The organism is Pseudomonas sp. HS-18, assembly GCF_020401845.1.
In the GTDB taxonomy this organism is placed as follows: domain Bacteria; phylum Pseudomonadota; class Gammaproteobacteria; order Pseudomonadales; family Pseudomonadaceae; genus Pseudomonas; species Pseudomonas nitroreducens.
Window position 1 is genome coordinate 991,650 of record NZ_CP084413.1, and the last position, 14,565, is coordinate 1,006,214.

Annotated in this window: 11 protein-coding genes and 1 pseudogene; 7 read left to right on the top strand and 5 right to left on the bottom strand. The window is 65.9% G+C overall.

Translation table 11 applies throughout. The features are described from left to right. The first annotated feature begins 29 nt into the window (after positions 1 to 29). Both LDJ84_RS04705 and LDJ84_RS04710 read left to right on the top strand, forming a co-directional pair. Positions 30 to 927, top strand: a pseudogene (locus tag LDJ84_RS04705) (EamA family transporter). 63 nt (positions 928 to 990) lie between these two features. Then, a complete protein-coding gene (locus tag LDJ84_RS04710; protein ID WP_226045967.1) occupies positions 991 to 1,707 on the top strand; it encodes a hypothetical protein in 717 nt (238 codons plus the stop codon). On the opposite strand, the gene cueR is transcribed toward LDJ84_RS04710, so the two are convergent. The 3 genes from cueR to LDJ84_RS04725 all read right to left on the bottom strand — a co-directional run bounded on the left by cueR (position 1,708) and on the right by LDJ84_RS04725 (position 5,142). Further along, positions 1,708 to 2,109, bottom strand: coding sequence for a Cu(I)-responsive transcriptional regulator (gene cueR / locus LDJ84_RS04715; RefSeq protein ID WP_024763041.1), 402 nt, complete (start codon positions 2,107 to 2,109; stop codon positions 1,708 to 1,710). A gap of 48 nt (positions 2,110 to 2,157) precedes the next feature. Beyond that, positions 2,158 to 4,563: a heavy metal translocating P-type ATPase gene (locus LDJ84_RS04720; RefSeq protein WP_226045968.1), complete on the bottom strand. Its 2,406-nt coding sequence runs from the start codon at positions 4,561 to 4,563 to the stop codon at positions 2,158 to 2,160. A gap of 120 nt (positions 4,564 to 4,683) precedes the next feature. Further along, positions 4,684 to 5,142 carry a hypothetical protein gene (locus LDJ84_RS04725; RefSeq protein ID WP_024763043.1) on the bottom strand — a complete coding sequence of 153 codons (459 nt, stop codon included), beginning with the start codon at positions 5,140 to 5,142 and terminating at the stop codon, positions 4,684 to 4,686. Between the two features lie 154 nt (positions 5,143 to 5,296). Between LDJ84_RS04725 and LDJ84_RS04730 the strand changes: the two genes are divergently transcribed. Beyond that, complete coding sequence (locus LDJ84_RS04730; protein WP_024763044.1) at positions 5,297 to 5,494, top strand: heavy-metal-associated domain-containing protein; 198 nt, start codon at positions 5,297 to 5,299, stop codon at positions 5,492 to 5,494. Positions 5,495 to 5,530: 36 nt separating this feature from the next. On the opposite strand, the gene LDJ84_RS04735 is transcribed toward LDJ84_RS04730, so the two are convergent. Beyond that, a complete protein-coding gene (locus tag LDJ84_RS04735; RefSeq protein ID WP_226045969.1) occupies positions 5,531 to 6,163 on the bottom strand; it encodes a TetR family transcriptional regulator in 633 nt (210 codons plus the stop codon). A gap of 155 nt (positions 6,164 to 6,318) precedes the next feature. Here LDJ84_RS04735 and LDJ84_RS04740 point away from each other — a divergent pair, with 155 nt between their 5' ends. The 3 genes from LDJ84_RS04740 (at position 6,319) to LDJ84_RS04750 (ending at position 12,043) form a co-directional block, all read left to right on the top strand. Continuing rightward, complete coding sequence (locus LDJ84_RS04740; protein WP_226045970.1) at positions 6,319 to 7,503, top strand: efflux RND transporter periplasmic adaptor subunit; 1,185 nt, start codon at positions 6,319 to 6,321, stop codon at positions 7,501 to 7,503. A gap of 12 nt (positions 7,504 to 7,515) precedes the next feature. Continuing rightward, positions 7,516 to 10,668: an efflux RND transporter permease subunit gene (locus LDJ84_RS04745; protein WP_038803698.1), complete on the top strand. Its 3,153-nt coding sequence runs from the start codon at positions 7,516 to 7,518 to the stop codon at positions 10,666 to 10,668. A 199-nt stretch (positions 10,669 to 10,867) separates the two neighbouring features. Further along, positions 10,868 to 12,043 carry a multidrug effflux MFS transporter gene (locus LDJ84_RS04750; RefSeq protein ID WP_084358147.1) on the top strand — a complete coding sequence of 392 codons (1,176 nt, stop codon included), beginning with the start codon at positions 10,868 to 10,870 and terminating at the stop codon, positions 12,041 to 12,043. Here the strand turns inward: LDJ84_RS04750 and LDJ84_RS04755 are convergent, their stop codons facing one another. After that, positions 12,044 to 12,220 (bottom strand): hypothetical protein, encoded by a 177-nt coding sequence (locus LDJ84_RS04755; RefSeq protein WP_089285816.1) that lies wholly within the window; start codon positions 12,218 to 12,220, stop codon positions 12,044 to 12,046. It lies immediately after the preceding gene. Positions 12,221 to 12,522: 302 nt separating this feature from the next. On the opposite strand from LDJ84_RS04755, the gene LDJ84_RS04760 reads away from it, so the two are divergent. Continuing rightward, positions 12,523 to 14,418 carry a propionyl-CoA synthetase gene (locus LDJ84_RS04760; RefSeq protein ID WP_226045971.1) on the top strand — a complete coding sequence of 632 codons (1,896 nt, stop codon included), beginning with the start codon at positions 12,523 to 12,525 and terminating at the stop codon, positions 14,416 to 14,418. The last annotated feature ends 147 nt before the right edge of the window (positions 14,419 to 14,565 follow it).

The window sequence follows — 14,565 nt, forward strand, 5'->3', positions numbered from 1 at the left end:
TTCCTTTATCCCACCCCGAGCGCTCTGCCATGCCCCTTCGCCACGTTCTCCTCGCCTTGCTGGTCACCTTGATCTGGGGCGTCAACTTCGTCGTGATCAAGGTCGGCCTGCATGACTTCCCGCCTCTGCTGTTCTGCGCCCTGCGCTTCGCCCTGGCGGCGTTGCCGCTGATCTTCCTGCGCGGTCCGCTGCCGGCACCGTTCTGGCGCATCGTGCAGATCGGTGTGCTGCTCGGCGTGGTCAAGTTCGGCCTGCTGTTCGTCGGCATGCATATCGGTATGCCGGCGGGCCTGTCGTCGCTGGTGCTGCAGAGCCAGGTGTTCTTCACCGTGCTGATCGCCGCCGCCTTCCTCGGCGAGCGTCCCAGCGCGCGCGCTCTGATCGGCCTGGCGCTGGCCGCCGGCGGCCTGCTGCTGATTGGCCTGGAGCGTCCCATGGGCGACAGCCTGGTGGCCTTCCTGCTGGTGATCGCCGCCGCACTTGCCTGGGCCTTCTCCAACATCGCCACCAAGCGCTCCGGCGCCAGCGACATGCTGCGCCTGATCAGTTGGGTGAGCCTGATCCCGCCGCTGCCACTGCTGGTGCTGTCGTGGATCTTCGAAGGCCCCGAGGCCATCGAGCACGCCGTCGTGAACATCAGCTTGAACGGGGTAGGTGCGCTGCTCTACATCGCCTTTCTCGCCACTACCGTCGGCTTCGGCCTGTGGAGCTTCCTGCTGCGCCGCTACCCGGCCAGCCAGGTCACGCCCTTTGCGCTGGCCGTGCCGGTGTCCGGGCTGTTGTCGGGCTGGCTGTTCCTGGGTGAAGACCTCACCGCCCAGGACTGGATGGCCTGCGTGCTGGTCTTCATCGGCCTCGCCGTGACGGTGCTGCCGGCATCGATCTGGCGTCGCCGGGCGGTGGCCAGCGCGTAAGCGGAGCGGTTGAATTGCCGGGGGCGAGCGCCTGGTACACACTCGCGACTTGATCTTCTGGAAGGGATATCTGGATATGCGTTCGAAATTCGCCGCGGCGGCTTGGCTCCTCTCATTGCTGCCGTTGGCCGCGCATGCCGCACCAGGTGACAGCGACCTGGCGCAGGCGCGCGAGTTACTGGCCCTGTCGCAGAGTTCGATCAAGGACTACGACCTCCTGACGATGCAGGGAGGGACGGATCCGGCCTTGCAGACCCAGTTCGTCAACTATGTGACTTTCGCCAGGGAAGCGTTGCCTGCATTGCGACGCTCTGCTGACGCGGGCAATGCGGCTGGCCAGTACTTGCTGGCGATGACGCTCAGGATTCCCTCGGTGGGGCCGTCGGAGAAGCAGGAAGCTGTCTGCGATCTACTGATGCGCAGCGCGAAGCAGAATTTCCTGCCAGCGGCCTTGGTTGGCCCGAGTATCTGCCAGGAACAGATGGCGCCGCAGGATATGCAGGGGGGCCTGAAGCAAGCCATTGAGCAGGCACCGCGCCACGCTGCGTATTATCCGATGCAATCTCCTGCCTACCGCCTTTGTGTGCACAATCAGCGTGCTGCCTTCCCACTCCCCGAACTGACCCAAGCGGAATTCGAAGCGGAGGCCTACTTTGAGCTAGCGCGTCGCACAAAGGCCGTAAGTCGCAGAGGGCAGGAGGAGCGGTTGCGTTACCTGCGATTGGCTATGGAGCGAGATTGCGAAGGTGCAAAAAGTGCCGTTGCGGCACTCGAGGCTCGTTTGAAATCATAGTCAGTGACAGCACGCTCCCGACTCCAGGTCCTTGAGGATCGGGCAGTCCGGGCGATGGTCGCCCTGGCAGTGGTCGCTCAGCTCCTGCAACGTATCGCGCAGGCTGCTCAGCTCGGCGATCTTGCGGTTCAGCTCATCGATGTGCCGGGCGGCCAGGGCCTTGACGTCAGCGCTGGCGCGCTGGCGGTCCTGCCAGAGGGCGAGCAGTTGGCCGACCTCCTCCAGGGAGAAGCCAAAGTCCCGCGAGCGGCGGATGAAGGCCAGGGTGTGCAGGTCCTGCTCGCTGTAGTGCCGGTAGCCGCTGGCGCTGCGGCCGGCGGGGGCGAGCAGGCCGGTGGATTCGTAGTAGCGGATCATCTTCGCGGTCAGGCCGCTCTTCTTCGCCGCTTCGCCGATGTTCATGCCGATTCCTCTTGAACGGCCGCCCCCGATGGTTCGGGGGCGGCAAGGTCATTTCTGATCCTGTGGTTTCCAGCGCTTGAGCAGCAGAGCGTTGCTCACCACGCTGACGCTGGAGGCGGCCATCGCCGCGCCGGCGACCATGGGGTTGAGCAGGCCGAAGGCGGCCAGCGGGATGCCCACCAGGTTGTAGATGAAGGCCCAGAACAGGTTCTGGCGGATCTTCGCGTAGGTACGCCGGGAGATGTCCAGCGCCGCCGGGACCAGGCGCGGGTCGCCGCGCATCAGGGTGATGCCGGCGGCATGCATGGCCACGTCGGTGCCGCCGCCCATGGCGATGCCGACGTCCGCCGCGGCCAGTGCCGGGGCGTCGTTGATGCCGTCGCCGACCATCGCCACGACTTTCCCTTCCTTGCGCAGCGCGCCGACCACGGCAGCCTTGTCGCCGGGCAGTACTTCGGCGTGCACATCGTCCAGGCCCAGGGCGTCGGCGACGACCTTGGCGCTGCCACGGTTGTCGCCGGTGATCAGGTGGCTGTCGATACCGCGTTCGCGCAGGGCATCGATGGCGGTTTTGGCGCCTTCCTTGAGGCTGTCGCCGAAGGCGAACAGGGCAAGCACGCGGGCTTGCGGCTCGCGCTCGATCAGCCAGGACAAGGTGCGGCCCTCTGCTTCCCATTGCGCGGCGGAGTCGGCCTGCGCGCCGGGTGGCAACTGCGCTTCGTCGAGCATCCGCCGGTTGCCCAGGGCGAGCAGGCGGTCTCCCACTCGTCCCTGGATGCCGCGCCCGGTGAGCGCCTGGGCAGCCTCGGCAGCAGCGGGGTTGAGCCCGCGCTCGGCACACTCATCCAGCACGGCCTTGGCCAGCGGATGCTCGCTGCCGCGTTGCAGGGCGCCCGCGAGGGCCAGGGCTTCGGCTTCGTCGCCTGGCGCCGCGAGATTGGTGATGCGCGGCTGACCTGAGGTGAGAGTACCGGTCTTGTCGAAGGCCACGGCAGTCACCGCGTGGGCGACCTCCAGGGCCTCGGCATCCTTGATCAGGATGCCGTGCTTGGCCGCCACGCCGGTGCCGGCCATGATCGCGGTCGGTGTGGCAAGGCCGAGGGCACAGGGGCAGGCGATGACCAGCACGGCCACGGCGTTGATCAGTGCGTGTTCCCAGCCGGCGCCGGCGATCAGCCAGCCGACCAGGGTGACCAGCGCAATGCCGATCACCACCGGGACGAACACGTTGCTGACCTTGTCCACCAGCTTCTGGATCGGCGCCTTGGCGGCCTGGGCGTCCTCCACCAGGCGGATGATCCGCGCGAGCACGGTTTCGCCGCCCAGTGCGGTGGTCTTCACGCGCAGCACGCCTTCGCCGTTGATGGCGCCGCCGGTGACCGGGTCGCCGATGTCCTTGGGCACCGGCAGGCTCTCGCCGGTGATCAAGGCTTCATCCGCATGGCTCTGGCCGGCGAGGACTTCGCCGTCCACCGGGAAGCGCTCACCGGGGCGTACCAGCACTTCGTCGCCCAGGCGCAGCTCGGCGATGGCGACGTCTTCTTCCATGCCGTCTCGCACACGGGTCGCACGCTCGGGGCGCAGGGCTTCCAGTGCTCGGATAGCGGCGGCGGTCTGGCGCTTGGCGCGGCTTTCCAGGTACTTGCCGAGCAGGATCAGGGTGATCACCACGGCGCTGGCTTCGAAGTACAGGTGCGGCATCTGCCCCGGAGCGGCGGCGTACCAGAGGTACAGGCTCAGGCCGTAGCCGGCGCTGGTGCCGAGGGCGACCAGCAGGTCCATGTTGCCGCTGCGGGCGCGCACTGCCTTGTAGGCCGAGACATAAAAGCGCGCGCCGATGAGGAACTGCACGGGTGTGGCGAGGAGGAATTGCGCCCAGGCGGGGAGCATCCAGTGCTGGCCGAACCAGTCGCCCACCATCGGCAGCACCAGCGGCAGCGACAACAGGATGGCCGCGGCCAGCCACCAGCGCTCGCGCGCCAGGCGGGCTATGGCGGGGTCCACAGCAGGCTGGTCGGGTTCGATCGGACGGGCCTTGTAGCCGGCCTTGTCGACGGCGCTGATCAGGGTGGCGGTATCCACGGCGCCGAGCAACTCGACGTGGGCGCGTTCGCTGGCCAGGTTGACGCTGGCCGAGCGCACGCCAGGAACCTTGTTCAACGCACGTTCGACACGACCGACGCAACTGGCGCAGGTCATGCCCTCGATAGCCAACTCCAGTCCGTGGGACGGCACCTGATAACCGGCCTGCTCGACCGCGGCGACCAGCGCCGGCAGTGTTGCATCGCTGGACGGCGAGGCCAGTTGGACGCGGGCCTGTTCGCTGGCGAGATTGACGCTGGCTTCCTGCACGCCGGGTACTTTGCGCAGGGCGCGCTCGACCCGACCGGCGCAGCTGGCGCAGGTCATCCCGGAGACGGGCAGGTCGAGTTCGATGGGGTTGGCGCTGCTCATGGGGCTTTCTCCCTGAAGTTCCCCGATAGCATCAACCTTGACACGAGGGTAAGGTCAACCCTCGTTCGCTGTCATCTTGCCGCAGGTCAAATCCGCGGCCGCATTTCAGCTGCCCCTTTATCAACTGCCGCTGGAGACCGGCATCAGGTAAAGGCCACTTTCGCTGTTGGCGATGCGGAACTTGCGCACTTCGCCGGCATGCAGTTGGACGGATTGTGCGCGCAGCGGCTGGATGCCGCTGCGGCAGAGGCCGGAGTTGGCTGTCTGCAGGCGCAGGGAGACTTCGCCCGGTGGCAGGTTGAGGGCGACTTCGCCTTCAGGCTGCAGGCGCGAGACCTTTTCGTCCTGCACGTAGAGGTCGATGTCGCAGGCGGTACCGGTATCCAGCCGTTCACGGCTGACGATCAGCACGGCGTAGGCCACCGGCTGGGCGTCGGGTACCGGCCAGGAGCCGGGCGTGCTCGCTGGCGGAGCCGAGGGTGTTGCGGGCGCGGCGGGTTCGTCGGGCATGCCATCGGCGCAGGCGAACCAGGGCAGGGTGGCGACGAAAGCGGTTGCGAGCAGAAGGGAACGGCGCATGGGCGTTCTCCGATGTGTCAGCTTTTTCCGCAGCTTGGCTTAGAGCCTGACGTAGGACAAGTACAAGACGACGTCGACGAGAAAGGCTTGACCTTGCCACCGTGGCAAGGTCGAGACTGCATCCAGTGCTTCAACCCATCAGAGGAGACATTCCATGCATACCTTCACTGTCAAAGGCATGAGCTGCGGTCACTGCGTCAGGGCTATCACCCAGGCGGTACAGGCGCTGGACGCTGCGGCGGACGTGCAGGTCGACCTGGGCGCCGGCGAGGTTCGGGTGGCCAGCCGGCTGGACGATAGCGCGATCCTCGCGGCGATCCGCGAGGAGGGCTACGAGGCCGAGGCGGCCTGAGTCTTTATCCTTTCCGGGCCGGCGTCCTGCCGGCCCTTATGCCAGCGCCGGGTGCCAGTCGCGCACCAGGCCACGGAACACGGCGTCGAACAGTTCGCGGGTTTCCTGCAGTGGGTCGAACAGGGCTGGGTCGCGCAGCCAATCGCTGAGCAGGCCGAAGATCATGGCGTGCACCGCGCGCGAGGCTATCTTGGGCGTCACGCCCGACATCAGCCGCGTGCGGCAATCCTCGCGGCTGAACAGTTGCTCGCAGAGTTCGATGAACTGGCGAACGAAATGATTGTGGCGCTCTTCCGCGTCGCGCAGCTCGTCGGTGAACTCGCAGCGTTGCAGGAGGATGGTGAGGATACGCCGACGCTGCTCGTCGCGGGCGAGGTTCTCGACGACCTCCACGCTGAGCTGGAACAACGACTCGATCGGATCGTGGCCATCGCAACCGGACAACCGCTGGGCGAGTTGCTCCGGTGGCAGGCGAACCTGGTTGAGCATGTCGTTGAACAGATGCGCCTTGTTCTGGAAATGCCAGTACACCGCTCCGCGGGTAGCTCCGGCGGCGCGAGCGATCTCTTCCAGGCTGGTATTGGAGACGCCTTTCTCGAAAAAAAGGCCCTCAGCCGAGTCAAGAATCGTCTGGCGTGTACGTTCCGAATCTTCTTTAGTTCTTCTCATGGCGCTTGTTGGTATACAGGCTAGGATCACTGAGTGACGGGCAGTTTACTGATTTTATAGCGCGAACAGTGCTTTACAGACACTGGCGTAGGTAAACGTCGTGCAATCGTCGATCTTCTGAGTTCCGCCGTCAGTCAATTCCATGGAGAGGTTACATGCCGTTTGCCCGCCGTTTGCCCGTCGCGCTTGTTGTCGTTGGGTTGCCAGTCCTGTTCGCCAGCGGAGTACGGGCGGACGACAAGCCCGCAGCAGCGGCACCACCCCCTCCCGCGGTGACCATCGAAGTGGCGAAGAGCGCGCCGGTGCCGATGACATTGGAATATTCGGCACGTACCGCCGGCTATCGCGAGGTGGAAGTGCGGGCGCAGGTCAGCGGCATCCTGCAGCGGCGTACCTACGAGGAAGGTCGGCCGGTGAAGGCGGGGCAAGTACTGTTCCGTATCGATCCACGCCCATACCAGGCGGCGCTCGGCCAGGCCCAGGGCTCGCTGGCCCAGGCCCAGGCGCGTTACCGCCAGACCGACCGCGACCTGCGGCGCATCCGTGAATTGCAGAAGAAGGGCTTCGCCAGCGAGAGCGAACTGGATCGCTACATCTCCAACTTCGAGCAGGCCAAGGCCGATGTCGAAGCCGCCCGCGCCAACGTGCAGGCCAAGCAGATCGACCTCAACTACACCACCGTGACCGCGCCGATCTCCGGCATGGCGAGCAAGGAAGTGCGCTCCGAAGGCAGCCTGGTGGCCGCCGCCGACCCCAATTCCAGCCTGCTGACCAAGCTCACCCAGCTCGATCCGGTCTATGTCAACTTCGCCTACCCGGACACCGAGGCCGCGCGCCTGCGCGACGGGGTGCAGAGCGGCAAGCTGACTCTGCCGAGTGGGGGCAAGCTGGCGGCTGAGCTGCGCTTCGGCGACGGCAGCAAATACCCCATCGACGGCGTGGTCGACTTCACCGATAGCTTCGTCAACACCGGCACCGGCACGGTAAATGCCCGCGCCGTGGTGCCCAATCCGGATAACCAGCTGATTCCCGGCCAGTTCGTCCGCGTGCTGATCAAGGGCATCACCCGCAAGGCCGCCGTGACCGTTCCCGAGCGCGCCCTGGCCCAGGGGCCACGCGGCACCTTCGTCTATGTCGTGGACAAGGACGGCTTCGCCCGTGTGCGCCAGGTGACCACCAACCAGACCGTGAACGGTCGCTGGATCATCGATGCCGGCGTGGATGACGGTGACCACGTCATCGTCGAGGGCATTCCGAAAGTGCGGCCCGACCAGCCGGTCAAGGCCAGCGAGGCAGCACCGCAGGCACCCGCGCCGCAACCCGCCCAGGCACAGTCCTAAGGAGCGCTCATCGTGATCTCGCGCTTCTTCATTGAACGTCCCGTGTTCGCGATGGTGATTTCCATCGTGATCCTGCTCGCCGGCCTTGTCGCCATGCGCGCATTGCCCATCGCCCAGTACCCGGAAATCGTGCCACCGCAGGTCTCGGTGACCGCGGCCTATCCCGGCGCCAGCTCCCAGGTAATCGCCGAAACCGTGGCCGCGCCGCTGGAGCAGGAAATCAACGGCGTGGAAGGCATGATCTACCAGCTGTCGAACTCCGACAGCAGCGGCGCCATGAGTCTGACCGTGTACTTCGAGGTCGGCACCGATCCCGACCAGGCCACCATCGACGTCAACAACAAGGTGCAGGCCGCGCTGGCCAAGCTGCCCGAGGAAGTGCGCCGGCAGGGCGTGCAGGTGGAGAAGAAGTCCTCCGACATCCTGCAGGTGGTGACCCTGTATTCGCCGGACAACTCCCGCGACCCGATCTTCATCAGCAACTACGCGCTGATCAACGTCATCGACGACCTCAAGCGGATCCCCGGCGTCGGCGATGTCAGCCAGTTTGGCTCCAAGGACTACTCCATGCGCATCTGGCTGCGGCCGGACAAGCTGGCGCAGTACAATATGACGCCCACGGATGTAGTGAATGCGATCCGCGAGCAGAACTCGCAGTTCGCCGCCGGCAGCTTCGGCCAGCAGCCGATGAAGGAGCCGCAGGACTTCACCTACATGGCCACGGCCCAGGGGCGTTTCACCGACCCCAAGGAGTTCGAGAACGTCATCCTGCGCAGCGACCAGACCGGCGCCAGCCTGTTGCTCAAGGACGTGGCGAGGGTGGAGCTGGGGGCGCAGGACTACTCCCTGGTGACCTCGCTCAATGGTCAGCAGAACGCTGCCTTCGGCATCTACCTGCAACCGGGCGCCAACGCGCTGGACACCGCCCAGGCCGTGCGTGATCACATGGCGGCGCTGGCCAAGCGCTTTCCCGAGGGCATCACCTTCAAGATTCCCTACGACACCACTACCTTCGTGAAGGTCTCCATCGAGGAAGTGATCCACACCTTCATCGAAGCGCTGATCCTCGTGATGATCGTCGTCTACGTGTTCCTGCAGAGCTTCCGCGCCACACTGATCCCGGTGCTGGCGATTCCCGTGTCCCTGATCGGCACCTTCGCCGGCATGTACCTGCTGGGCTTCTCCATCAACCTGCTGTCGTTGTTCGGCATGGTGCTGGCCATCGGCATCGTGGTGGACGATGCCATCGTGGTGCTGGAGAACGTCGAGCGGGTCATGCGCACCGAGAAGCTCGGACCTAAGGAGGCGGCGATCAAGGCGATGGAGGAAGTGACCGGACCGATCGTCGCCATCGTGCTGGTGCTCTGTGCGGTATTCATTCCTGTCGGCTTCCTCGGCGGTCTGGCCGGACAGATGTACCAGCAGTTCGCGATCACCATCGCGGTTTCCGTGGTGATTTCCGGCATCGTCGCTCTGACGCTGTCGCCCGCGCTCTGCGCGCTGATCCTCAAGCCGGAGCACAAGGAGCCTGCCGCGCCGTTCCGCTGGTTCAACCGGGTGTTCGAGCGGGCCACCAACGGTTACGGTGCGGGCGTGCAGTTCTTCCTCAAGCGCGCCATCCTCGGCCTGGTACTGTTCGCCGGAATGGTGGCGTTGCTGGTGGTCCTTTTCGGCCGCGTACCGGGCTCGCTCGTCCCCGATGAAGACCAGGGCTACGTGATCAACGCCTACTTCCTGCCGCCGGCCGCCTCGCTGAGCCGCACCGAGAAGCTCACCGGCGACGTGACCCAGCAACTGATGAAGAATCCTGCGGTGCAGGACGTGGTGACCTTCGCTGGTTTCGACATCCTGACCTTCGGCACCCGCAGCAACGCCGGGGTCTCTTTCGTTCCGCTCAAGGACTGGAAAGAGCGCACCACGCCGGAAACCGACGCGCGCAACCTGACCCATGAATTCATGAAGATGGGGGCTTCGCAGGAAGACGGCGTCGTCATGTCGTTCAACCCGCCGCCCATCACTGGCATGAGCACCACCGGCGGCTTCGAGGCCTACATCCAGGACCGCAGCGGCGGCACCTCCGAGCAGCTCGAGGAGGTGACCATGAAGTTCCTCGCCGCCGCGGCCAAGCGCCCGGAGCTGGCGGGGGTCAATACCACCTTCAACGCCAACGTGCCGCAGTACTACATCGATCTGGACCGCACCAAGGCGCGTTCGCTGGGCGTGGCGATCAACGACGTGTTCACCGCCATGCAGTCCACCTTCGGCAGCTATTACGTCAACGACTTCACCCTCTACGGGCGGACCTGGCAGGTCACCCTGGAGTCGGAGCCGGAGTTCCGCCGTAAGCCGGAGGACCTGAGCCAGGTCTTCGTGCGTGCCTCCACCGGCGATCTGGTGCCGCTGTCGACGCTGGTCTCGGTCAAGCGCGTCCTTGGTCCTGATTCCTACGCGCGCTTCAACGTGTTCCCGGCGGCCAAGCTGCTTGGCGGCCCGGCGCCGGGCTACAGCTCGGGCCAGGCGCTGGCGGCGATGCAGGAGGTGGCGGACCAGGTGCTGGGCGAGGACTACTCGCTGGCGTGGATCGGCTCGGCCTACCAGGAGCTGGCGACCCAGGGCTCGGGCAGTACCGCGTTCATCTTCGGCCTGATCCTGGTGTTCCTCATCCTGGCGGCGCAATACGAGCGCTGGACCCTGCCGCTGGCAGTGGTCACCGCGGTGCCCTTCGCGGTATTCGGGGCGATCCTGGCGATCTGGATCCGTGGTCTGGACAACGACGTGTACTTCCAGGTCGGCCTGGTAACCCTGATCGGCCTGGCGGCGAAGAACGCCATCCTGATCATCGAGTTCGCCGTGCTGTGCCGCGAAGAGCAGGGCATGGGCCCGATGGAAGCGGCACTGGAGGCGGCCAAGCTGCGCTTCCGCCCGATCGTCATGACCTCGCTGGCGTTCATCCTCGGTTGCGTGCCGCTGGCCATCAGCACCGGGGCCGGTTCGGCCAGCCGCCACTCCATCGGTACCGGGGTGATCGGCGGAATGCTGGCCGCGACCCTGCTGGCCACCTTCCTCATCCCGATGTTCTACATGCTGGTGGAGTCGGCTGCCGACAAACTCAGCGGCCGCAAGAACAAGGCCAAGCCCGCCGCAGAGGGGGCGCACGAGGCCTGAGGTGCCGACAGGTCCGGCTGCGCCAGCCGGGCCTGTCCCTCCCTTTGTTTCGGGAGTTGCTTAGGGAGCTTGCTAATTTTCCGGCGCTCGCCACAATGCATGGCTTCGCTGTGCCATCCGTGCGCGCCAACCCGTTATCCACACCGAACTGCCCGCGCTGCGCAGCGCCATTCGGCGACCCGGCGTGATCAGGTGATCCATGAACCTCCGCATCCTGCTGATCCTCGGCGCCCTGAGCGCCTTCGGGCCCATGGCCATCGACTTCTACCTGCCCAGTTTCCCCACGCTGGCGCAGGCTTTCGGTACCGACGTCGAGCATGTGCAGTTGAGCCTGTCCGCCTACTTCGCCGGCCTCGCCATCGGCCAATTGCTCTACGGCCCGCTGGCCGACCGCGTCGGCCGGCGCATCCCGCTGCTGCTGGGGGTGAGCATCTTTACCCTGGCGTCCGTTGCCTGCGCCGTCGCGCCGAATCTGGAATGGCTGATCGGCGCGCGCTTCGTCCAGGCACTGGGCGGCTGCGCGGGGATGGTGATCTCGCGGGCGGTGGTGCGTGACCTGTGCGACCCGGTCGCCGCCGCCAAGGCCTTCTCGCAACTGATGCTGGTGATGGGGCTGGCGCCGATCCTGGCGCCATTGGGAGGCGGATTGCTGCTCAGCTTGTCCGGTTGGCAATCGATCTTCCTGACGCTCACGCTGTTCAGCGCCCTCGCTGGTGGCGCCATCGCGCTGTGGCTGCCGGAGACGATTCCGGCCGGGCCGCGCGCTCCGTTGCGGGGCGCGCTGGGGCAGTATCGGGCGCTGTTCCGCGACCGTTCCTTCATTACCTACGCACTCACCGGCGGGGTGGCCATCGCTGGGATGTTCTCCTACATCGCCGGGTCGCCTTTCATCTTCATCCAACTCTACGGCGTGCCGGCCGAGCACTATGGCTGGATCTTCGGCAGCAATGCCGCCGGCTTCATCCTGATGGCACAGGTCAACGCACGGCTGCTGCGCTATCGCGGGCCGGGATTCTGGCTGCGCCGGGCGGTGTGGGTGTACTTCGGTTGCGGGGCCGCACTGCTGGTGATCACCCTGTTCCGGCCCGAGCACCTGTGGCCGTTGCTGATTCCGCTCTTCGGCGCCATTGCCAGCCTGGGCTTCCTGATGCCCAACTCCTCGGCCTGCGCCATGGCCAGCCAGGGCCGCCACGCGGGCAGCGCCTCGGCGCTGATGGGCAGCCTGCAGTTCACCGTAGCGGCCGGCGCCTCGGCGCTGGTCGGTGCGCTGCACGACGGCACCGCGCTGCCCATGGCGGTCGTCATCACCACCTGCAGCCTGGTGGCTGCGGTGCTGGGGTGGCTGAGCGGGCAGATCAGCGAGCGCGCCGCCTGATCAACTGGCGCGTTGCACCAACTCGGGCAACTGGTGCGGCGCCTTCAGGCGCGCCTCGAGGGTAGCGACGAAACTTCGCGCCTCGAGCTCGCTGCGGAAGCGTACCGCCTGCTGGTCGAGGCAGACTTCCCACGGCTGGTCTTTGCGGAGGCTGGACGGACGGACGAGGATGTTCATGGTGCTCACCCCTGTGCAGTCAGGTGAAAAGGGACCCTCAGTGTAGTCCTGTCATATGGCGGTAGCAGATGCGACCTGTGGTCGCCGACATGCGGTGGCGCCGTGCCCGATTCTTCCTTCAGCCCCGTGGTAGACAGCCTCGGCCGCCGACGTGCCGTTTCGCTGAAAAATCCTGAAAAGCAATGGCGCCGGATCTGCTACCAGGGCGACGACGGAACTACGACCAAAGGTTGATGGTGGGGCCGCGATCCCCGTCCATACTCGTTGTTCGACCTCGATAACAACAATAAGAGGCAGTGACGATGAGTTACCGGCAGTCCCATGACCGTTCCATCGCGGATCCCTCCGCCTTCTGGGCCGAGCAGGCCGGCCGCGTGGCCTGGTACCGCGCGCCGCGGGATACCCTGCAAGCCCTGCCCGACGGCAGCCACCGCTGGTTCGCCGATGGCCGCCTGAACACCTGCTACCTCGCCCTCGATCGGCAGATCGAACTGGGCCGCGGCCACCAGGCCGCGCTGATCTACGACTCCCCTGTGACCCAGACCCAGCAGCGCTTCAGCTACCTGGAGTTGCGCGATGAGGTCGCACGCCTGGCCGGCGCCTTGCGCGCGCTCGGCGTGGAGAAAGGCGACGGGGTGATCATCTACATGCCGATGGTGCCCCAGGCGGCCATGGCGATGTTGGCCTGCGCCCGGCTGGGCGCTGTGCATTCGGTGGTATTCGGTGGCTTCGCGCCGCACGAACTGGCGCTGCGTATCGATGACGCGAGGCCCAAGCTGGTGCTCACCGCCTCCTGCGGGCTGGAGTTCGAGCGGGTCATCGAATACAAGCCACTGGTGGACAAAGCGCTGGAGCTGGCCACCCATCAACCGGCGCACGTGCTGGTGCTGCAGCGTCCGCAGGCGATGGCCGAGCTGCGCGCCGGCCGAGACCTGGACTGGCGCGAGACACTGGTCCACGCGCAGCCGGCTGACCCGGTGGAAGTGGCCAGCGGCGACCCGCTGTACATCATGTACACCTCCGGCACCACGGGAAAACCCAAGGGCATCGTGCGTGACAACGGCGGCCACGCCGTGGCGCTGAGCTATGCGCTGCCGACCATCTTCGGTCTGCAGCCGGGGGATGTCTGGTGGGGCGTTTCCGACGTCGGCTGGGTGGTCGGCCACTCGCTGATCGTCTACGGCCCCTTGATGAACGGCTGCACCACGGTGTTCTACGAGGGCAAACCGGTACGCACGCCGGACGCCGGCAGCTACTGGTGGGTGATCGAGGAGCACAAGGTCAACAGCCTGTTCTGCGCGCCCACGGCGATCCGCGCGATCCGCAAGGAAGACCCGCAGGGCGAGCTGCTCAAGCGCCATGACCTGAGCTCGCTGCGGCACCTGTTCCTAGCCGGCGAGAAGCTCGACAGCACCACCCAGCACTGGCTCGAGGAGCTGACCGGCAAACCGGTGCACGACCACTGGTGGCAGACCGAGACCGGCTGGCCGGTGACCGCGCCTTGCACGGGCCATGGCGACCACGACCTGCGCGCCGGCTCCACCAACCGCGCGGTGCCCGGCTACGACGTGAAGGTCGTGGACGACGAAGGCCGACTGCTGGGACCGAACGAACAGGGCTCCATCGTCATCGCCCTGCCGTTGCCCCCCGGTTGCGCGCAGACGCTTTGGAACGATCATCCGCGCTACCTGCAGGCCTACCTGAAGACCTATCCCGGCTACTACCACACCGGCGACGGTGGCTACGTGGACGAGGAAGGTTTCGTCTACATCATGGGGCGCACCGACGACGTGATTAACGTCTCCGGTCACCGCCTGTCCACCGGTGAGATGGAGGAGTTGCTGGCGCTGCACGATGCTGTCGCCGAGTGCGCGGTGATCGCCGTGCAGGACGACCTCAAGGGCCATGTACCGGTGGGACTGGTGGTGCTCAAGGACGGCGCACAGGTCACCGAGGGCCACCTGCAGCGTGAGCTGGTGGCGCTGGTGCGCGAGCGCCTCGGCGCACTGGCCTGCTTCCAGCGTGCGGTGGTGGTGAAGCGGCTGCCGAAGACCCGCTCGGGCAAGATCCTCCGTGCCGTACTGCGCAAGATCGCCGACGGCGAAAGCTACGTGCCGCCTTCGACCATCGATGATCCAGCCATCCTCGGCGAGATCGCCGAGCGCCTGGGCCAGGCAGGCTTGGCGAAGGCCGGCTGAAATCCCACGACGCCGGCATGACCGGCGTATTTCCAGGGCCGCACGCGTTGCGGCCCTTTTTTTGTCCGCCCGGCTTGCCCATACATCGCCCCAACCTTGGTCCGGCAGGAATAAAGACGTGTTGCCATCTAAGATAATGGCACCGTG

Bases quoted from the DNA above. Each gene is read 5' to 3' on its own strand.
- LDJ84_RS04730 (WP_024763044.1), top strand. From the start codon at position 5,297: ATGCATACCTTCACTGTCAAAGGCATGAGCTGCGGTCACTGCGTCAGG.
- LDJ84_RS04710 (WP_226045967.1), top strand. From the start codon at position 991: ATGCGTTCGAAATTCGCCGCGGCGGCTTGGCTCCTCTCATTGCTGCCG.
- LDJ84_RS04750 (WP_084358147.1), top strand. From the start codon at position 10,868: ATGAACCTCCGCATCCTGCTGATCCTCGGCGCCCTGAGCGCCTTCGGG.
- LDJ84_RS04725 (WP_024763043.1), bottom strand. From the start codon at position 5,142: ATGCGCCGTTCCCTTCTGCTCGCAACCGCTTTCGTCGCCACCCTGCCC.
- LDJ84_RS04755 (WP_089285816.1), bottom strand. From the start codon at position 12,220: ATGAACATCCTCGTCCGTCCGTCCAGCCTCCGCAAAGACCAGCCGTGG.
- LDJ84_RS04735 (WP_226045969.1), bottom strand. From the start codon at position 6,163: ATGAGAAGAACTAAAGAAGATTCGGAACGTACACGCCAGACGATTCTT.
- LDJ84_RS04740 (WP_226045970.1), top strand. From the start codon at position 6,319: ATGCCGTTTGCCCGCCGTTTGCCCGTCGCGCTTGTTGTCGTTGGGTTG.
- LDJ84_RS04760 (WP_226045971.1), top strand. From the start codon at position 12,523: ATGAGTTACCGGCAGTCCCATGACCGTTCCATCGCGGATCCCTCCGCC.
- LDJ84_RS04720 (WP_226045968.1), bottom strand. From the start codon at position 4,563: ATGAGCAGCGCCAACCCCATCGAACTCGACCTGCCCGTCTCCGGGATG.
- cueR (WP_024763041.1), bottom strand. From the start codon at position 2,109: ATGAACATCGGCGAAGCGGCGAAGAAGAGCGGCCTGACCGCGAAGATG.